This is a genomic window from Spiroplasma endosymbiont of Phyllotreta cruciferae, from assembly GCF_918697755.1.
In genome coordinates this window covers 648,781-668,866 of record NZ_OU953854.1, presented here as the reverse complement: position 1 = coordinate 668,866, position 20,086 = coordinate 648,781, and the positions used below count along the sequence as shown (strand labels likewise).

Sequence of the window (20,086 nt, the reverse complement as noted above, 5' to 3'; positions counted from 1 at the left end):
TATGATAGTTTAACATCAGAAGTTACAGCAAAAAGTACTGCCTTAAATTTGTTACCAGCAATTGGTGGAGTTGGTAAATTAACGCGCGCTGCTCGAACAACTAGAATTTTAAAATTAGCAAAAGAAACTAAATTACTTGAAAAATTAGGTGTAATAACTGCTAATAACTTAGAAGATATTGTAAAACAAGTTACAGGTAAAAAGATTTTATCTGATAAATTAATATTTGATTTTACAAAACAAGCTAATAATGAGGCTTTGTTATATACAATTGGAAAATTAGCCCGAAATGATTTTTATAAAGGTTTTAAAGTTTCTAAATTAGAAACAATTAATAATTTATTAAAAATTGAGAAAAATATTCAAAAAATAAGTCCTACATTAGTTCAAAAAATACCACGCGTAAATGAAAAAAAATGCTAATAAATGATTGTCTGAATATGGATTAAATATTGATAAAATAAGCAAAATTAATACTAATGAGTGATATAACATTATGACTAATCTTCATAAAAAAGGTGTTGGTAAAAATCTACTATTAAATGCTAATTTAATGCGATGCAGTAAAATATATAATAATAAATTATTAAATATTTTGCATCAAACACCAATTAAATTAAATAAAGTTTTAAATCATTTAAACCCAAATTTTTATATTCAAAAAGTAACTAAAAAATTATTAGCCCCAATTGAAAAACAAATAATTACTATTAAACAAAAAGTAATTAATAAAATTACTGATAAAACTAAAAAAATATTGTCTAAATTTGAAACTAAGGCTATTAAAAAAGGCCAATTATTACCTTTTGCTTATGGTTCTGATGTTTTTTTAGCAGTAAAAATTGTTCCTTTATCAGTTGCGGGTGAAGTTGCTTTAACAATATATTATAAAAATCCTAAATATGCCCCTATTGTCGTTATGACAACTTTAATCAAAGCAGAACAGTTTGTTTTGGCTTCTGAACCATTTAAATTCTATATGAACAGTGAGTGGTTTATTGGTTGGGGATTTAAAAAAACAAGTTTATTTAATTTAGTTTCTTTTGCCCCACTTGCTGATAAGCAAGTAGTAAAAGATAGTTTTAAAATATATAGAACAATTGCTAAGATATTAAAAATGCAAGAACAATTTAAAAATAACTTTAATAAAGATAAATTGTTAAATACGCTAGAAGATAGTGCGGTTACTAGTTTATTGGGTAATGGACTACTATTTCAAGCATATAAACAACTCAGAACAAAACAAGATTTAAACAAAACAATTAAAACAAAAACATTACTAAATAGTAAAAAATTTATATCAAAGAAAATATATTCTAAAAAAAGTAAATGGTAAGGAGATGATTAAATGTTAAATGAATTATGACAAAATGTTACTTTGGAAAATTATAATAATTTTATTCCAATGACAGGTAAAATTACACAAGTTCCAGTTCGTTATAATAAGTTCTTTAAAGGTGATGTAGAATTATGATTTAAAGCATTTGCTTTAAGAGCCCAAAATATGATTAATTCCTATTTGAATTATCCATTTTCAAAATTAAAATTTGAAACATTTAAAGACCCACTATTAAAGAAAATTTGTATTAATATGGTATTTATTACTATTGAACATTGAACATTTAATCGTATTCCGATTGAATTCTTTACTTCAGCATCTATGAATGTTGGTGATATTAATTATTCTTCACAAAATGACCCAATGGCAACATGACAAGGTCTATTGCCTACTTATGCAAAATCATTGGCTAATTTAACAACTTTAAAGAAAATGTTTCGTACTTTTCAAGAAGAAGGTATTGATTTAACTATGATAGATTTAGAAGCATATTATACTCAGTTAGAAGTTGATGCTTTATTAGATAAGGTTGTTATAGAAAAAATTAAAGATGATAAACTTGTAAAAATAAAAGAAGAAATATCAGATGAATTAAAAAAATTAATTGTTATACAAGGTTTCTCGGATTGAGAAGTTGTTGATACTAGTGATTTTGTATCTAATAGTATTTCGGAATATAAAATTAAGAATTTTGATAAGTCAAAATATGTTTATAAAATTTGAGCTAATATTGAACAATATCCGATATTAATGGTAGAAACTTTTAAAAATTATAGTGAAGATATTCATTCGCATTCTCAAATTACTTTATTTATTAAAAAAAACGGGAATGTTCTTATGTGATTAAATAATTCACTCTATAATATGTCAATATTACATATTCAAAGAAAAAAAGTAAGTTAGAAAGGAGATGATTTTATGCCAAAAGTAGAAGTTAAAGATGTAATTATGTTTTTGAAAATCTTTGGAGTTTCATCATTGTTTTTTATCGCAGGAATTATTATTTGTTTTTTAGGCCATACTAAATTAGGGATTGAGTGACCTGCATATGTAATTATTGGTGCAATGCTTAATGGTTTTGGGGTTGTTGTTTTAATTATTGAAACTATTAGATTTATCAAAACTCATAACAAACAACAAAAAAAAGATAGTATTGAAGATGTTATTAAAAAAGAAGATACAAAATAAAGAGGTGATATAAATGGGATTGTTACCAGCCAAAAAGAAGTTAAAGAAAAGCTATGATATTGATAGTTATTATCTTAATTTAGCATCAACTATTACTAATCGTAAAAATGTTACTGTTCAAAAACATAATGAAATTTTAGAAAAAAGAATTTGTGAAGATAATGCTAATTTTTTAAATCCACGTGATTTAGAAATTAGCATTTATAATCCACTCACTAATAAAAAAATAGATACTAAATTAATTAATAACTTGTATAATGTACGATGAAGCGGCAAAAAACAACTCTTGTTAAATAAAAAGGGTTGTTTTTTTATTTGTAAACCCATAATTATTAATTGATTCAGAGAAAGGACAGCATCTTAAATTCTTAAAATAGAAACTTTTTATTACAACTTTTTGATATTCTCTTTAAGTTGTTTATACATTTATTAAATATCTTAGAAATCTTTACAAAGTGTACCTGTTTTTTCTCCCCTTATTTAAGGTGTTGTCCTTTCTCTGTTTCAATTAATTAATTAATTTGGCTAATAAATAAAAAAATAATATCAAAGAAAGGAATGAGTAATGAAAAATAATAAGCAAGAACAAATTTGCGATATTTATAACTGCTATAAAGCAATATCATTCATTACCGAAGAATTTGTATCAAATAAAGTTTTATGAACTTGTGAAAATCATAAAGATTTATTAAATCGCATAAAAGATAAAAAACAAAAGCGATTTTATAAAAAACTAGAAAATTCAAAAATTATCTTTGATGATAAAACTGGTTCTTTAAAATTTTGATTTTATAAAACAACTCAATGCAGAGTGGGACAGTTATTTTAAATAACTAAGTGCTTCCATAAGAACATGAGTATTAACTCATTCCCACAAGCCATCCGAGGCAAGTACTGAAATAGTGTATGAGGAAAAAAGTAAATCGGCGCTGGTTCATTATAACTAAGCGATAGTCGTGATAAGTCCATGGTTAATATCAAACGACAATAAAAAAAGAGATAGTGACTTTACAAATAAATTTGCGATAGATATTACTTCTTAGAAGTGACAGCGGTTTAATAAAAACCACAAAGTCAGCATTAGGCTCTTCAAGATGCGAGTGAATTTATTTTAAAAACTGAACGCTTTGACCTGAAATGGTGCGGATGAAGAGAGAGAATTCTCTGGCTCCACAAAGAAAAAACAACTGTCGATTATATAATATACCGCCACTGCTCACCCGCAGTGAAGCGAGTGGCGTAGTAAATAAATAACTTAATTTATATATAACTAATTCTCGCTTGGCACTTTCACTCGGGAGTGAGTACCAACGAGTTTAAAAATAGGAGGAATTAAAAATGATATGTAATAAAGCATTAAAAATTACCAATAAAGATATTATTTATGCACAAATTGATAGTGGTTATTCAGATAATTTGGAGTTAAATTTATATCTTAAATTTGGTAATGAAGAACGACACGTAGGTAATATTGAATTACCAATAGATTTTAATTTAAATTGCAAATGATATGAAATTGATAAAGTTAAAGGTTTAATTAGTGATTATTTAGAAGATGAAGAAGCGGATTACGAGGTGATAAATTATGAATAAAAGATACTTATTAGTAACAAAAGATAAATATAGTTTAAATACTACATATTTTTATACATTTGATGAGACAAGAATTTATTCTGAAAATTTAAATTATTGTAAAACTACAATTATTGATTTAGAAAATGAAAATATTAAATGAAAAGGAGTTGAATAATATGTGAAAAGATGAAGATAACAATGTTTATACAGAAGAAGACTTATTTAATATTGCATTAGAAGAATGTTATTCAGAAGAAAGTGCTTATGAATATATTGATAATTTAATTAATGAAATGGAATTAGAGGAAATTTAATTATGGCAGATTTAAAGTTAAATAATGAAGTTAAAAATATTACTTATCCGTTTTATTTAAAAGGAAATGATTTTAAAGAATTAAGTTTAAAAGCATTAACAATTAAAAAATGAATTGATGAAAATGGGCAAGAATTAGCAGAATTTATATATCGACAACAAACTTGATTAATAAATGGAGAATATAAATCACAATCACTAAAAGATTTAAAACTAGTAGTTTCAAAAATTGATTATATTTTTAGAGAACCTTTAGAATTAATAAAAATTTTTAAAGATGAATTAAATTTTATTAGAAAAGATATTTTGAATTTAGAAAATAATATCAAGAATAATCATGATTCTTTAAAAAATAGTGTCATTAATATTCAATTTCAAAAACAAAATGAAATTATTGAAACTCATAAAAAAGAACAATTTTTAGAAATTAAAAGTGTAGCAAAACAAGAGCAAGAATTAAAAATTATTACTAGTAATTTTCGTAAAGATAAATTATTAATTAAAAATATTGAAATATTAGGTATTAATGATGATTTTTTACAAAATGCTGATAAATTAGAACTTATTAATTTAATTAAAAATTATTTAATTGTTGATGAACAAATTGTTAAAAACGAAATTAAAGAACAATGAGATAGTAATAAGGATATTAATTTAATTGGTGTTAAAGGTATTAATTTTAAAATAAATAAAAGAGAAAAATAATATGGCAAATATTGTTGAATTTTTAAGAACAGATAAAGCAACAGAATGAATAAAAAGTAAATTTTCTAATGAAAATGAAATTGCAAGATTTAAAAGTAATATAGTTGCAATATCAAATAGTAATGAATTATTACAAAAAGCAGATCCAAAAACAATTATGACTGCTTGTTATCAAGGTGTATTATTAAATTTACCAATGGAAAAACAATTTGGTTATGCTTATGTAGTTCCTTATAATACTAAAATAACAAGGATTATTAATGGTCGTGAAGTGCAAGAATGAATTAATCAAGCTCAATTTCAAATGGGCTATAAAAGTTATATTCAATTAGCACAAAGAAGTGGCCAATATTTAGATATGTCAGTATCAGATGTTAGAGAAAATGAATTAATAAATTATGATCGTTTAAAAGGTACTAGTTTTAATTGAAATCAAAACGAAGATGAACGAGAAACATTACCTATTATTGGTTATGTTGCATATTTTAAAATGGTTAATGGTTTTGAAAAAACATTATATATGACCAAAGAACAAATGGAAAATCATTTTATAAAATATTCTAAAACTTATGCTAAAAATAAATCATTTTATATTGCTACTTTTGATGAAATGGCACTTAAAACGGTATTAACTAGTTTATTGCGAAAATGAGGTATTATGTCAGTCGAATTACAACAAGCTTATAAATCAGACCAAGCAGTTATTACAACTAATGATGAAAAGATTTATATTGATAATGATAGTAATATAAGCATAAATAAGGGCCAAATTAGTAATGAAAATATATCAAATAATAATTTATCCGAACCAAGTGAAGAAGTGACAGATAATAATGTAGTAAAAGAAGAAGATATATCAAATGTAGTACCAGCAGTTAACAATGATGAGGAATGAGCGAAATGATAAAAATAGGCATTGATCCATCAGGAACCGGTACTACGGCTGTTGCTATTTTTGAAAATAATAAATTAATTGATAAATCTGAATATACAAATCGTGATTGAATTGCACAAACCGATATTATTTTAGATAAGTTAAAACAAAATGCAATTATTAATATTGAAGATTGTTTATATACATCTGCTAGTGCGAGTAAAGATAGAGATGATTTATTAAAACTTATAGGGGCAATTAAATATAAAACAGAAAAATTATTAAATATTAATTGAATATCACCACGTCATACTAAATCAGTTGTTAAGAATATGGAAAATTTAAGTAAATATAATGATAGTTGTATATGAAAATATGATAAAGATAATAATTTAACTTATCAATATGGTAAAGGCTGAAAATATAATAATAAAAAAATAAGTAATCATATCCGAGATGCAATTATTATTGCTAATTATAAGGGTTAATATTATGAAACATTCATTTAATCAAAAAACAGGAAAATATTATTCTTGCAAAATTCGGAATGTTAATATTTACTTAAATAAAAATGAAGAACAAGTTTGAAATGAATTTAATGGCTTTACTTATTCACAACGAATAGAATATCTTATTAATTATTATATAAAACACAATAAAGAAAAATAAAAAATAACCAATTAAGGTTATTTTTTAAATACTATTTGTTAGTTGTCTAATAGCATCTTTTTGCGCTTGTTTTTTATCATTTACTTTAACTTGTTTTTTAACATTTTTAATTTGACCTGTTTTTAATGCTAATTCTGTTGCATAATCAGGTCCTCGTAAATGTTTTTCGTGGGCAATAACAGCAGTTCTTAATTCTCTAATTTCTGCTTTATATTTTTTAATTTTTTTAGCAGATAATCCAAGAATACCAAGACTACTCATTCCACCAGCACCCGATAACACAAGTAAAGTAATCATTAATGTATCATTAAACATTTTTTTAATTCCTTTCTTATCCTTACTCAAACAGTGGCCATCCATTTTTTCAGAACAAAATAATTTATTAAATTAAACTATATAACCACCCAAAAATATCAGCCGCCCCTATATATAGTCTATTTTAAATTTAATTCTTGTTTATTTTCATTTTGTATATTTTTTAATTTTTCTTCTTGTTTTTTAGTATATTCATCTTGCATATTTTTAAATATCTCTTCTGTTATACCATCTAAATTATTTCATTGTTTTGCTATTCTTGGTTGAATAACACGCGGATTAATCCGACAATCTAAACAATGTCTTAAATGGTCTTTTTTTCATTTTGATTTATCAATTCAAATGATAATTAAAGAAATTATTAAAGTAATTAAAGGCAATATTGTAAATACTAATCCCATTTTAGATATTTTTAATCGTGGTATATCAATTTTCATATCTACTTTCGGTTTACTACTAGCAACAAATATGCCTTGAATTCCATGTGTAAATAAAGGTGTTAATAATATTGCGATGCCATTACCCCAATATTGACCATAATTATATCAATTAATACTATCTTTTATTGCATTAATCATGCCATATTCTAATCAACAATTTAATGCTAAAAATATCAATGTATAAAAATTAACTACTCAACTACGAATTTTATATTTTCTTTCTCATTCTCTAATATCTTTATGAGTTCAATTATAAGTCGGAATAGGGTCTTTTTTAAATCAATTTCAAGGTAAGGCCCCTTTTAATCAAGTTGTTTTATCTTGTTTCATTAATTAAAAATCCTTTCTAACTTACTTTTTTTCTTTCAATATGTAATATTGACATATTATAGGGTGAATTATTTAATCACATAAGAACATTCCCGTTTTTTTTAATAAATAAAGTAATTTGAGAATGCGAATGAATATCTTCACTATAATTTTTAAAAGTTTCTACCATTAATATCGGATATTGTTCAATATTAGCTCAAATTTTATAAACATATTTTGACTTATCAAAATTCCTAATTTTATATTCTGAAATAGTATCAGGTACAAAATCATTAGTATCAACGACTTCTCAATCATTACCACCACCACCTTTTAATTGATAATGTTCATTAATATATTTAGTAGTTGGTAATGTGTCATCTGTTGCTTCTAGTCCAGGCGTTTTTTTTGTTTTAATAACACTAAAATCTGCAACTTGGTCATTATTTTTAAAACTTGAATCTCATATTCTTAAACCACCAGTTTGTTTATCATAGTCAGCATTAGCTCTGCCACTTTCACCAATAACTATATGCAAATTCTGTGACTGACCACTTTGTTTTGTTTTTCAAACATTATTTTCATAATAAATAGTATCATTATCAAACGGAACAATAAGTTTAATATATTCGTTATAATCAATTTTAGAAAAGTCATTAATAGTTGGATAAGTAATATTTATTGAATTATCTGTTTGTAATCGCTCTTTTAATCAAAATAATAATGTTGGATAAAAAGTTTTTTTACTAATATGTTTATATTCTTCTTCTCATGGATGAGCATAATTATCTAAACTATAATTATAAGGTCTAGATACTGTTTTACTAGATATAATATCAATTATTTCACCTGCTAATTTTAAAGCATTTTTAACATCACAAGTAATATTTTCATTTGCTTCTGGGTCATTAGTTTGTGAATATGCTACACCACCTTGTGAAAATGAAGCACTACCAGTTAAATCATTAACTCCTTTTGGTAAATATCAATTTATAACTGCTAATAAACAAGCAGATTGAATATAACTTAATCATTTATCATATTCAATTAAACCAGTATTATCTTTTTTTACTCAGGGAAATAAATATTTTTTATTTATTTTATCGGAAATTGTGCCACCAGATAATCTATCCATTCATAAACTAGTTTTTAAAATAGCATTATAAATTAAATTATAATTGTAAGCAGATTGTTTACGATCATTAATGGGTTGTCAAAGTTTACTTGCTTTAACATCTTCAACTGTTATAAATAACAAATTACTTAAATTATTTTCCATATATTACACTCCTTAATTGATTACGATATTTATTTCTTAAATTAGACGGTTTATAACTATTAACTTTTCTTTTGATTTTATTAATTGCTTTAATAGACTTATTAACTTGATAAAATTTATTATTAACTGGTGTTTTATATGAATTATTAATATTTTTAACATCACTTCGGCGTTCACGATATCATTTTTTATTATTAATTTCACCAGCAAAATTAAAATTAAAATGTCCAATCTTTAAATTATTAATAAACTTTTTAATTTGTTGTAATTTTTGAATATGTGGTAATGTTAATTTAGTAGTTCCTTTGGGATATTTTTCTTTTAATTCTTGTGGTAATCTTTTTTTAATATAATTTCTTAAATGACTAGGTAATCATTTTCTTAACCAATACCGTCAAAATAAGGTTCCTGCATTAGATGCAGCATTACTTAATAATTTTCAAATTTCAACTGGAACACTAGGATAAACATATGGACCATAAAATTTTGGATGTTTTGCTGTTTTTGTATATATTAAAATAGTTAAATTACCTGTTAAAGTTAATTTATTTGTTATATTAAACATTCCACTATCAAGTCAACTACTATTTAACTGTTGTCAATTAGTATTTAAATAATTTTCCTTTTTAAATTGTTCTCTATTTTTAATATTATTATCTTTTTCTAATTGACTTAATATTTGTTGAATTTCTTTTTGATGACCTTTTTTAATTAAATCTACATAGATATAAGGATTTAATCATTTATAAATATCTTCAATCTTATTTGTAATCTTTTGTAACGGATTAGCATAATATGAAGCAAATTTACTAACTTTATTAATTAAATTAACAAATTTATTTATTATGTGTTCATTACCTAAGTTTTCTGCTAATAAAGTTAAAACTCGTAATATTAATAAGTTCATGTCTTATTGAGTATTTTTAATTACTACTTCAATTGGGTCTGTTTTACCAGTTGCTTTGTTTTTACCTTCAATTACAACTTCAATAATTTTATCATTTGTAATATCAATTGGTCAGTCTTCACCCTTGGGTTTTGGATAGTAATTAAAATCATTTTCAGTTAAAGAACTATTTACTGCTTTTACCGATTTTAAAACAACATCTTGTAATTTTGGTTTTAATCATCCATAACTGACATCTTTAGGGTCTGGTAAATTAATGATTGGATTATCTATTTTATTAATTTTGCTAATATCTATTTTATTAATATTAACAACATTGCTTGATGATGAAATTTCGTAATCAACTGGCACTCTAAATGTTTTATTTAGATTACTTTTAGCAGTATTAATTTCATCTTGTGTTGGTTCTTTTTCTAAAATAATTTTACATGTTTTAGGATATAAAATAGTTGGTGTTGCATATTGCACTTTACCAATTCATTTAGGGTTAGCAGTATCATTATCTAAAACTTGTTGAATAGTATCCATATTAATTGGATATGCTCATACTTGTTTATTAATAATTAAACCATTTACATTAGTAAAATTATAACCTTTATCACGGTTAACTTGTCCTTTTGTATATGTTTTTTCTAAATGAAAACTTTTAGATACTGGAATACCCATTGCGGTATTTTCATATAATTCACCATTAACCATTGCTTTTAATTGGGCTTGTGAACCAATTACTTTTAAATAAGCAGGTGTTAATCCTAAATAGGCTCTACGACCTAAAACCATAAACATTTTATCTGTTGGCAAACCAAAATATAAATTACTAATTTGATTTGTTAATTCAATCAAAGTTTCATTTAATTTAAAGAATGCACGATTTGCATCATCAGCATCATCAGCTGTATAACTACGAAATGGAATTACTTCATATTGACCATCTGCTAAACAATAATCATAAATAGCCTGAATTAATTCACATTCTAAATTAACAAATTTATTTTGTACAACACTAGAAATAGCATCAGCAATAACACCATTTTTAATATTTTGTTCTATTAATGCTAAATCAAAAGCCTCATTCATTAATTTTAAATTAAATCTTTTATCAATAGGAACTGGAATTCTTGTTAATCCCATTGTTTGAGTTGTTCCACCATTTGGTAATGAATAATCATCTTGTCATACTACACGATGAGTTAAATTATATAATGCTTGTCCAGCATTTGGTAATCAAGCAACTTGTTCGGCTGTTGCAGTAGCATATTGCATAATACTTGCATATTCATTATATAAAGGTCCACGCAATAAAGCATTAACCATATCAACATATGCTTTTTGATCTGTTGTATTACCTTGTAATGTAAAAGGGTACTTGTGGCAAATTAATTGTTGCCATAATATTCACTCCTTATTATCTAAGGTTTTTAAGTGTATAATCAGTTAATTTTTTAATTTCTTCCGGAGTATATGCTCCTTTTTCTTTAATAGTTTCAATTTCATCATTCTTATTTTCACTAGATTTTTCAATCATATCTTTAATAAAATTAGTTGGTGAAACTGACGGTTGTTCTTGTACAAACAAATCAGGTTTTAATTCTTTTAAAGTTTGCATTTTTTCAGTTAAAGAACTACCACTAACTTTATCTAAATTAGTTTTAATATCTTCAATTTTAGTAGATGGAACATCTTTAAATGCTTTTAGTTCATCTAATTCATTAGATAATTTAATAAAGTCTTCTTTTGATATAACATCTTCGCGTTTTTGCACACTTTCTCTAATTTGTTTTGCTTCATTATTAAACTGATTTAAGATATTTTCAGCAATCTCTTCACTTAAACCTTGTTCTATTAATTGTTCTTTTGTAAGTGCCATTTTATAAACTCCTCTTTTTTTATTCTTGTTCGATTAACAAGTCAGCATAACTCTTTTTTACGGAAAAAGATTAAACCTATAAATTAATTATATACTAATAGTTTATAATTACAATACTTTTTATAAACTAATACTAAACAATTACAAACAATAAACACAGCCACATATAAAATAATATATATTTTAATATTTATTATATTTCATTTCTAATTTAGTCCTTAAAACGCGTAATAAGAGTTATTTTTAAAGATAAAATTTTAAAATAATTCCTAATTTTGCTTATATATATATTATACTTAAGGTAGATCTTGATAAAAAGTTTCAAGATTAAGAAAAGGAGAAAAACAAGTATGAAAAAATTACTTAGTTTATTAAGTGTATTAACAATTAGTGGAAGTACAATGTCAAATGTAATTGCTAATAAACCTTATTTAATAACAGCTTATGAAAATAATTTAAGATATGAAATACTTCCTCCAACAAGTGTAAAAAACTTAATTACAACTTTCATGAATAAAATTGAAACCAATGATAATTTTGATTATTGAATTGGGACAGCAGATTATGATACCCAGTGACGTTTTAAAGAACTTACAGAAAATAAAACAGGTAATTTATATACAAAAAACATGACAGCAATATCTGATAATGTAGTTCAAACATTTGAAGATAATTATACAAATAATAGTAGTTCTTCTCAAACTTTTCAAACGCAATCTTATTCAAAAACTATTGGTAATACCAATTCATTTACTATTTCCTTAAATGAATCAGTATCATTTAATACAAGTTTTGATTTTCTATTTTTTAATTCATCTATAAATGTTGATATGAACTCAAGTCAAACATGAGATAAAACAACAACCACTGAGGAAACAGTAACTGCACCAAGTCAATCATTTATTGTGAGTCCTAACTCCAAAGGAACTGTAGAATATATAATTAGACAAGGTACATATAATTCAAATGGAATTATAAGATATTATGAACAATTAGATTTTAAATTTGCTTCACCATATTGAAAAACAAAGGGTGGAAAAGAAGTATATTCACTTATAAATTTAGTAGATATGATTAAAATAATTGGAACTAAATATAGGGATATGCTTTCAATGGACTACAAAGGAAATTGTGTTTGATCAGTTGATAATGTAGATAATCCTACTGTTATTATATTTAGTATACCAATAACTTGAAATTCACAAGGTGGTAAACTTGATGTTACTTTTGATGAAACTCCGTTATAAAATAAATAAAAATGAAAAGATTATTAAGTATTTTAGGAACAATCACTATAATTGCAACAAGTACCACAAGTTTAATTGCTTGTGATAACATAGCAGAATATACACCTGAAGAATTAACAAAATTAAAAGAAGAAAATAAAATTAAAACAAATAATCAAGAAATTAGAAATAATTTAGAATGAATAGCACCACAAGAAAAACCGTTTAATAAAATAGATAATAAATATTATTATGTAGTATGAAGAGGTAATGGAAATAAGTGAAATTTAACTAAATTTAAAAATAATGAAAAAATAATACCCACAAAAGAAAATAACAATAATGTATTTAAATGCCTGGATGAACAAAAAGAAAACAAACTTAAACTACATTATCACGGAAACTTATATGCAGGAAAAATAATTAATACTGATGTTGATTTAATTAATTATGAATTATCTAAAAAAACAAATTGACCATGAAGAATTGACAAAGGAACTTATTTTAAATCCGTTTATCGTTGAAATGGTGATGAACAAAAATTACCTAATTTAGATATTGAAAAAAATGGTAATATAAAAGTTAAATAAAAATATAAAAATAGATAATTAAATCTATTTTTTTGTTTTATCTTGGTTTAATTGTAATTTTAATTGGATTATTATTTTTATTTCTAATCCCAAAAACACTGGGGTTAGAAACGTTTATTATTATATTATCATCATTACCCCAAGAAGTATTAATTGTGTTACAATATCCAGATAATTTAACAATTAATACCTTTGAAAATCTGATTTTTAATTTCATATCATTTGTATAATATGCTTGTAAATATGTTTCTTTAATTTTATTATCATCATTATTGGATAATTTTGTTACTTGAAACAAAGAATTAATTGTTCATCTTCTTCACGAAATAACATAACTATTTTCATAATTTTCACTTGACAAACCATTTGTATATGCAGTGGCAAATGTTAGAATATCATTTACTTTTATATTATTTGTATATAAAGTTATTGTATTATCAAAATTAATATCATCAGTTTGTGATAAACACTCTTTTTGTAAACTTGCCTCAGATAATTGTCCAAAATTATATTCACAAGTATAATAACCTGCTAAAATATTAACATTTCTATTAGGAATGAGATTTTCTATATCTGGTGGTGCACATTCAACCCGCAAATTACCTAGATTACTTATTTCTATTGTTTTATAAGAACTAATAAATTTATCAATACTTTGAATTGTTGGGTCAATTTGTCTTAAATCAATTTCAGTTTCATAATATCCTTCATTAAATTCATTAGAAAATAAATTAATATAACTATTAGGAGTATTTGAACGTTTACATTGTGCTGGTGCTGTAATTTTGGTTTTTAATGGTTGAATTGTATTAGATCCTCATATATCTTTTGTATAAGTTTTATAATTATATGGTATTGGTGGGAGAACATATTTTGGGTAATTAAAGGTTGGTATTTCATAATCATGTGGTAATAAGAAACTAGTTTTATAATTAGTTGTCATATCGCGTAAATAGTTATTTAAGACACTTTTTGTTTTACCACGAAAACTCCATACTGATAATCTTAAGTAATCTTCTTCATTATTTGTATATGGGTTATCAGCATAAAAGATAATTTCAAAATTACCTTTATATAATGCTTGAATTGAAAACATATCAATTATATAACTACAATTTGTACCATCTGGTGTTTGTAAGAATTCTAAATTATTATCTTTTTCACTATCACTAACTGGTGTTTGTGCATCTACTGCTTTGGTTTGTTCATTAATTAAATAAACTCGGTTAGTTTTTTCATTTAATTGTTTTAAATTATAAGTTGAGTAAACTAACGCACTTGTTTTTGAACCATTTTTATTTAAAACAGTACCTTTGCATTTATCAGTTAATAAAGTAGTAAAACCTAAACTAGTAGCATTTGCTCCAAAGATAGCACCAACTTTATCATTGCCTTGTTCTCTAAATATTTCAAACGGTAAATAACCTTTCCCTTTTGAGTTTTCAGACCAAAATGCATCATTATAAAAACTATAAATATTAGCACTAATAAAGCCATTAAGTCATTGAAAATTAGGTCATGATTTTTCATCTTGATTAATAACTCATCCTCATGGAATACCAAATGAAATAAAGTTTAAAAATTTACCAACTCCGCCTGGTATAGTAAAAGGATTAAATACTAATTTTTGCGTATAGTTTAAGGGTAATACTGTAATTTGGCGATTAATAAAATTATTCATATTTAAAATATCTCAAACATTACATGCACCCATTTTATTATATTCAATTTGAACACTACCAACTGTATTACCAAATTCATCTTTTCTTCTAAAATATGATGAAGCTTGAGTACTAATAATATTATCAACATTACCACTATTTACTTTTATTTTATTAGGTGGAGTTATATTTCAATTTTTAGATCAATAAAATTTAGAATTATCATCTTCTGTATGAATATTTCTACCAACACCAGAATTAGTTGCTGATGTAGTAGTTGGGTCAGTTATAACAATACCCTCACTATTTTTTTGATTTCAAAAATCATATCTTGCTTCCATACTATCTTTTCAATCTTTAAATCCTGTTATCATTGTTGGTTGAATACCTTGAATATTATATCAACTTACATCAGGTGAAGCATAAGTATTTATTTTATCTGGAGCAGCAGGAAACATATTATACATTAATAAATCCCTTGAATTCATAACTTTTTTATTAAATTCACCTTTAATAATTGGTCGCCCAATTACAGGCATATCAAAAAATATCGGATTACCATAAAATTTAACTGCCATTGCTCTAACCCCTGGGTCTTTTAATAAAATCTCATCTAATTCAACAATACCTTTATTTAATTTTTCATCATAAGTTATTTTAGGAAAACAATAACCTTCACCAGGCGCTGATGTTTGAATAAATTGTCGTACTGATAAACCACTATTACTAATTTTGTCATTAATACTTGAAAAGGTAATTTCTTGTCATAAAAAACTGCCATCATAAGGTGAATAATAATTAATAACATTTGAGGGATATAATCATTGTCTATCTTGGGGGGCAGAATTAATATCACCACCACCAATATTTAATCCACGATCATTAAATACAGTATAAAAATTATAATAATCATTAATATTTAATTTAGTAATATCTTCATCTAAAATTAATAAAGTATATTGTCTTTCAGTTGATTGCTGAGTAAATACTTGTTCAAATTTAGCTTCACCAAATTGAATTGAACTTCTATCATCAATCATATAAGCATCTCAATATTTACCAACTTTAACCTCTTTTGTATAAAAGTTATCAGCTTTATTATCATTAATAAAATAACTTAATTTATATTGATTTAAGTATTCTAACATTCTATTAATATCATGAATATTTTCACCATCAATTAATTTTCAATAAACATTATTATTTTCATCTTTTAATTTTATCGCAAAAGGTGTCTCATTATTTGCTCATATAGTTGAGTTAATAGGTTGTTTATTAAAATCATCAATAGTTAATATATTAATTTCTTCACCTTTATATTTTTGTACTATTTTTAAACTACCTTGTCATTGAGCAATCGTACTTTCCATATTATCAAATATTCTTGAATAACTACCATAATCACTTGGTTTAGCATTATTAGGTTTTCATCCTGTTTCAGTATCAGGTATATATGAACTATAAACATTAAAAGGAAATACCATTCAATGTCTGTTATCTTTTATGTTTTCCCTGATATCTATTAAAGTATCATGGGCTTGTCTTCTTAATTCTTCTATAACTCCCGGGTTAATTCTAGAGTGCACCCCAAAAAGTAAGTAAAGTAAAAAAAGACTTTGCTAAACTTTTAAAGGAGGTGCATTTTATATGGCAAGAAAAGGTCAAAAATATAACAAATATACATCAGAATTTAGAACAAAAATCATTGAGGAAATTAAACAAAAAAGTTGTTGAGTAGTAGCAAAACAATATAATCTAAATGCAAATACAGTAGAATCTTGATGAGCAAATCATAAAAAAGGAAAATTAAACAATCATAAAGGACCTAAAATCTCTTTTGGTAAAAGAGATTTAGAATATTATAAAACAAGGTATGAATTATTAAAAAAGCTCCATGACTTTTACAATTAAGCAAACTAAGAATCGTCTCTTTTATTAAACAAAATTGTCATGAATATTCAATAAAATTATTATTAGAAGTAACGGGGTTAAAACGTAGTTATTGAGATAAATATAAAAATTATGACAGTAGCAAAAAAGATAAAGAAGCAATAAATGATATTGTAAAAGTCTATGAAGAAAATTTAAAACAATTTGGATATCGAAGAATTACTAAATATTTAAAAGAAGATTATGATATAAAATATAATTCAAAAAAAGTTTTAAGGATTATGCGTTATAATCAAATACAACCTGAATATGTAAGAAAAATGAGAAGAAAAATGAAATATAAACAGAATAAAGAAAAAAGTTTATTGCAATATCCTGATTTAATTAATCGTAAATTCAATGATATAAAAACAAGGTTTTCAGTGCTATATACTGATGTAACATATTTAATTTGAAAAAGAGAAAAATATTATCAATCAACAATTATTGATGGATATACTAAAGAAATAGTTGATGTAAAGTGATCTAAATATAATGACAATAAATTAGTAATAGATAATTTAAATGATGCAATTAATAAAATAAAATTAATAAAAAAAGATCTGAATGGAATAATAATTCATTCAGACCACGGATATCAATACACATCCGCTATTTATCTCGATAAATGTGTATCTAACGGTATTATAATTTCAATGGGGAAAAATTACCACTGTGCAGATAATATTGTTATAGAAAGTTTTCATTCATTACTTAAGAAAGCTACAATCCATAATAAAATATATAATTCACATGAAGAATATATACAAGATGTTATAAAATGAAATACATGATATTCAAATCGTAAAGAAAAAGATATAATAAAAAAATAGTAAATACTTTTTATTAGTACTTACTAAAATGGGTGCAGTCTATTCTACTCATTTTTTAATTCTCCTTAATTTCTGTTCTACCTTGTAAGGCATTTTGATTATTACCAGTTTCATCGTATTCTAGTAATTTATTATTATGTTCGATTTCTTTAGTTTGCATTTTATCTTGTCATGACTCTACTTTTTCATAGTATTTGGTTGCTTCTAATTCATCAATATTATCATATTCAGTTATAGCTCTTATTGGTTCCATTGTGCCATTATCTAATCTAGCTGTAATTAATTCATTTTGTCGCATTTGGTCTAATAAACTAGCACTAACAAAATGAAATCCATAAGGTCGTTCACCATTTCCGTCTCATAAACCATAATATTTTAAAACAGTATCAAACATTTTAGTATAATATTGTTTACGATATGATTGTAAATATGCTTGTTTTTCTAAATCTTTTGTTTTAGTTAATAATGATTGTGTTTTATTTTGGTCATTATCTGACTTATCACCAAATGGACTAGAAAAATGACATGCTAAATATACTTGTTCAATAATAGATTTTTGGTCTTCGGTATATGTTTCTAATGTTGGTGTACCTTGCACTACTTGTAAAGATTGGGATAATTGACCATCTACTGTTGATGAACTTGATTGAACAAAAATATCATCAAATACATCTTGTAGTACTTTTTTATTACCTTTGTTATAAGCAGTCATTAAATCATCACTTAGTATCCCATATCAATGCGTACGATTTGCATATCTTTCTTTTGATTTAATATTAAAACTATCTTCTAAATCAAATTGTAATTTATAACAATTTGCCATAGTTGGTCATTGATTTAAAGTGGTTGATGTTGATAAAAATAAAGGATTAGGTTCATTTATTATTTCTCAAAAAGGGACTATGCCTAATTTATTTTTAAATTCTTGTACCAAAACGGGTCTAACATCATCTTTAATTTGTGTTTTACTTTGCCCAACAACTACTTCATTATTTTTAGGTCAACCTTTAATAACTATTTTATCTTTGGTACAAATTAAATTTAAAATAAAACCACTATCTGATTGATGATAATTTAATCAAATATCAGCACCTTGTTCTATTTCATTTATTTTACTTACACGAGATGTAAAGTTAAAAGGGTTAATTCATAAATCAATATTTCCATCACTAGTTTCTAATAAACCAAAGATAGTTTTACCCATTAAACTTGCTGTTAATTCATTTTTATCTAATTTTTCTTTTATTTTATAAGTTTCATATCATCAATTTAATTTTTCTAAAATGTCTTTACGATGAGACTTAAATAAAATATCTTTACCATTTATTAATCGCATTTGATGGCGAGCAATAATATTTGCTAAATTAATTGTTCAATCATAATTATAAAATTTTAAAACACTATTAATATCATTTAAGTTTGGTAAACTAGGAAAAGCATTATTCATGGTTATTTTGCTCCTTTAAATTTAAGATAAGTGCATAATTAATTATATTTACTGTTAATAAATTTGGTTCATTTGCTAAAACTTGTACACATACTTTAATTTTTTGATATTTCTTAATATATTCGTTATATAAATTTAATTTACACATTGCGATATTATCTTTATTTAATTCTTGACAAAGTCTTTTTTTAACTTGTCCACAAACCGACATATATGGTCTTTTTGCATTTATTACACGCTCATCATGTATTACATAAATATCTTTTTTCATTAAGTTATTCACTCCCTTTGTTGTCATAATTTATAATCTGCTGAACTATTATGTTTAACCATTGGTATTAATTCAAAGTGTAAGGCATAAAAATCACTATCAAAGGTATCATCATATAAGTCTAACATTTTTTCTTCTCTGGCATCTGGTTTATCTTCTCATTGTATTAATTCATATTGGGTTTTACTTACAGGACATTTTTCTCATAATCATTTTAATTGATTAGTATTTATTAACATTGTAAAAGCTTCAATACGATGTCTTATTTTAAATTTTTGTTTTTGTGCTGGTTTAAATGTCATATATTGACCAAAACTATAATTATATTTTTCTCTATTTAAACTTTGTA

At 24.5% G+C, this 20,086-nt stretch carries 27 protein-coding genes and 1 pseudogene; 18 read left to right on the top strand and 10 right to left on the bottom strand.

Features of this window, described 5'->3' with window-relative positions:
* The first annotated feature begins 48 nt into the window (after positions 1–48).
* From NL276_RS04430 to NL276_RS04370, 13 genes are all read left to right on the top strand, one after another.
* Entirely contained in the window at positions 49–423 is a 375-nt protein-coding gene (locus NL276_RS04430) for a hypothetical protein (protein WP_253301354.1), read from the top strand.
* Complete coding sequence (locus NL276_RS04425) at positions 407–1,336, top strand: hypothetical protein (RefSeq protein WP_253301353.1); 930 nt, start codon at positions 407–409, stop codon at positions 1,334–1,336. Before NL276_RS04430 ends, NL276_RS04425 begins: the two co-directional genes overlap by 17 nt.
* 12 nt (positions 1,337–1,348) lie before the next feature.
* Positions 1,349–2,242: a hypothetical protein gene (locus NL276_RS04420; RefSeq protein WP_253301352.1), complete on the top strand. Its 894-nt coding sequence runs from the start codon at positions 1,349–1,351 to the stop codon at positions 2,240–2,242.
* A gap of 15 nt (positions 2,243–2,257) precedes the next feature.
* Positions 2,258–2,527: a hypothetical protein gene (locus NL276_RS04415; RefSeq protein ID WP_253301351.1), complete on the top strand. Its 270-nt coding sequence runs from the start codon at positions 2,258–2,260 to the stop codon at positions 2,525–2,527.
* Positions 2,528–2,540: 13 nt separating this feature from the next.
* Complete coding sequence (locus tag NL276_RS04410) at positions 2,541–2,891, top strand: hypothetical protein (RefSeq protein WP_253301350.1); 351 nt, start codon at positions 2,541–2,543, stop codon at positions 2,889–2,891.
* Positions 2,892–3,092: 201 nt separating this feature from the next.
* On the top strand, positions 3,093–3,356 hold the full coding sequence (locus tag NL276_RS04405) for a hypothetical protein (RefSeq protein WP_253301077.1): 264 nt from the start codon (positions 3,093–3,095) through the stop codon (positions 3,354–3,356).
* A gap of 509 nt (positions 3,357–3,865) precedes the next feature.
* Entirely contained in the window at positions 3,866–4,120 is a 255-nt protein-coding gene (locus NL276_RS04400; RefSeq protein WP_253301078.1) for a hypothetical protein, read from the top strand.
* Positions 4,113–4,277, top strand: coding sequence for a hypothetical protein (locus tag NL276_RS04395; RefSeq protein WP_253301079.1), 165 nt, complete (start codon positions 4,113–4,115; stop codon positions 4,275–4,277). The genes NL276_RS04400 and NL276_RS04395 overlap by 8 nt, the downstream gene beginning before the upstream one ends.
* Before the next feature lies 1 nt (position 4,278).
* On the top strand, positions 4,279–4,416 hold the full coding sequence (locus tag NL276_RS04390; RefSeq protein WP_253301080.1) for a hypothetical protein: 138 nt from the start codon (positions 4,279–4,281) through the stop codon (positions 4,414–4,416).
* A gap of 2 nt (positions 4,417–4,418) precedes the next feature.
* Positions 4,419–5,120, top strand: coding sequence for a hypothetical protein (locus NL276_RS04385; protein ID WP_253301349.1), 702 nt, complete (start codon positions 4,419–4,421; stop codon positions 5,118–5,120).
* Between the two features lies 1 nt (position 5,121).
* Positions 5,122–6,027 carry a recombinase RecT gene (locus NL276_RS04380; protein WP_253301348.1) on the top strand — a complete coding sequence of 302 codons (906 nt, stop codon included), beginning with the start codon at positions 5,122–5,124 and terminating at the stop codon, positions 6,025–6,027.
* Positions 6,021–6,482, top strand: a complete 462-nt coding sequence (locus NL276_RS04375) for a hypothetical protein (RefSeq protein ID WP_253301046.1) — start codon at positions 6,021–6,023, stop codon at positions 6,480–6,482. The genes NL276_RS04380 and NL276_RS04375 overlap by 7 nt, the downstream gene beginning before the upstream one ends.
* 4 nt (positions 6,483–6,486) lie before the next feature.
* Positions 6,487–6,663, top strand: coding sequence for a hypothetical protein (locus NL276_RS04370; RefSeq protein ID WP_253301045.1), 177 nt, complete (start codon positions 6,487–6,489; stop codon positions 6,661–6,663).
* A 24-nt stretch (positions 6,664–6,687) separates the two neighbouring features.
* Here NL276_RS04370 and NL276_RS04365 read toward each other — a convergent pair whose 3' ends face one another.
* The 6 genes from NL276_RS04365 to NL276_RS04340 form a co-directional block, all read right to left on the bottom strand.
* On the bottom strand, positions 6,688–7,023 hold the full coding sequence (locus NL276_RS04365; RefSeq protein WP_253301044.1) for a hypothetical protein: 336 nt from the start codon (positions 7,021–7,023) through the stop codon (positions 6,688–6,690).
* Positions 7,024–7,097: 74 nt separating this feature from the next.
* Positions 7,098–7,748, bottom strand: coding sequence for a hypothetical protein (locus tag NL276_RS04360; protein WP_253301043.1), 651 nt, complete (start codon positions 7,746–7,748; stop codon positions 7,098–7,100).
* Between the two features lie 16 nt (positions 7,749–7,764).
* Positions 7,765–9,006 carry a hypothetical protein gene (locus tag NL276_RS04355; RefSeq protein ID WP_253301347.1) on the bottom strand — a complete coding sequence of 414 codons (1,242 nt, stop codon included), beginning with the start codon at positions 9,004–9,006 and terminating at the stop codon, positions 7,765–7,767.
* Entirely contained in the window at positions 8,996–9,913 is a 918-nt protein-coding gene (locus tag NL276_RS04350) for a hypothetical protein (RefSeq protein WP_253301346.1), read from the bottom strand. Before NL276_RS04350 ends, NL276_RS04355 begins: the two co-directional genes overlap by 11 nt.
* 3 nt (positions 9,914–9,916) lie before the next feature.
* Positions 9,917–11,227 (bottom strand): hypothetical protein, encoded by a 1,311-nt coding sequence (locus tag NL276_RS04345; protein WP_253301345.1) that lies wholly within the window; start codon positions 11,225–11,227, stop codon positions 9,917–9,919.
* Between the two features lie 91 nt (positions 11,228–11,318).
* Positions 11,319–11,780 carry a hypothetical protein gene (locus tag NL276_RS04340; RefSeq protein WP_253301344.1) on the bottom strand — a complete coding sequence of 154 codons (462 nt, stop codon included), beginning with the start codon at positions 11,778–11,780 and terminating at the stop codon, positions 11,319–11,321.
* 350 nt (positions 11,781–12,130) lie between these two features.
* Here NL276_RS04340 and NL276_RS04335 point away from each other — a divergent pair, with 350 nt between their 5' ends.
* Together NL276_RS04335 and NL276_RS04330 are read left to right on the top strand one after the other, a co-directional pair.
* Positions 12,131–13,027, top strand: coding sequence for an ETX/MTX2 family pore-forming toxin (locus NL276_RS04335; RefSeq protein WP_253301343.1), 897 nt, complete (start codon positions 12,131–12,133; stop codon positions 13,025–13,027).
* Positions 13,028–13,038: 11 nt separating this feature from the next.
* Entirely contained in the window at positions 13,039–13,596 is a 558-nt protein-coding gene (locus NL276_RS04330; RefSeq protein ID WP_253301342.1) for a lipoprotein, read from the top strand.
* Between the two features lie 37 nt (positions 13,597–13,633).
* Here NL276_RS04330 and NL276_RS04325 read toward each other — a convergent pair whose 3' ends face one another.
* The gene (locus tag NL276_RS04325) at positions 13,634–16,843 is read right to left on the bottom strand and encodes a hypothetical protein (protein WP_253301341.1); all 3,210 of its coding nucleotides are present in this window, start codon (positions 16,841–16,843) and stop codon (positions 13,634–13,636) included.
* Positions 16,844–16,904: 61 nt separating this feature from the next.
* Between NL276_RS04325 and NL276_RS04320 the strand changes: the two genes are divergently transcribed.
* The 3 genes and pseudogenes from NL276_RS04320 (at position 16,905) to NL276_RS04315 (ending at position 18,019) form a co-directional block, all read left to right on the top strand.
* On the top strand, positions 16,905–17,168 hold the full coding sequence (locus NL276_RS04320; RefSeq protein WP_253301010.1) for a transposase family protein: 264 nt from the start codon (positions 16,905–16,907) through the stop codon (positions 17,166–17,168).
* Positions 17,135–17,455 (top strand): annotated as a pseudogene (locus tag NL276_RS05260) (IS3 family transposase); the annotation flags it as partial. The gene NL276_RS04320 and the pseudogene NL276_RS05260, both read left to right, overlap by 34 nt.
* A 12-nt stretch (positions 17,456–17,467) precedes the next feature.
* A complete protein-coding gene (locus NL276_RS04315) occupies positions 17,468–18,019 on the top strand; it encodes a DDE-type integrase/transposase/recombinase (protein ID WP_253301039.1) in 552 nt (183 codons plus the stop codon).
* Between the two features lie 55 nt (positions 18,020–18,074).
* Here NL276_RS04315 and NL276_RS04310 read toward each other — a convergent pair whose 3' ends face one another.
* The 3 genes from NL276_RS04310 to NL276_RS04300 form a co-directional block, all read right to left on the bottom strand.
* The gene (locus NL276_RS04310; protein ID WP_253301340.1) at positions 18,075–19,466 is read right to left on the bottom strand and encodes a hypothetical protein; all 1,392 of its coding nucleotides are present in this window, start codon (positions 19,464–19,466) and stop codon (positions 18,075–18,077) included.
* Complete coding sequence (locus NL276_RS04305) at positions 19,459–19,737, bottom strand: hypothetical protein (RefSeq protein WP_253301030.1); 279 nt, start codon at positions 19,735–19,737, stop codon at positions 19,459–19,461. The genes NL276_RS04310 and NL276_RS04305 overlap by 8 nt, the downstream gene beginning before the upstream one ends.
* On the bottom strand, positions 19,737–20,086 hold a 350-nt coding region (locus tag NL276_RS04300; protein ID WP_253301339.1), incomplete at its 5' end, for a hypothetical protein. The genes NL276_RS04300 and NL276_RS04305, both read right to left, overlap by 1 nt.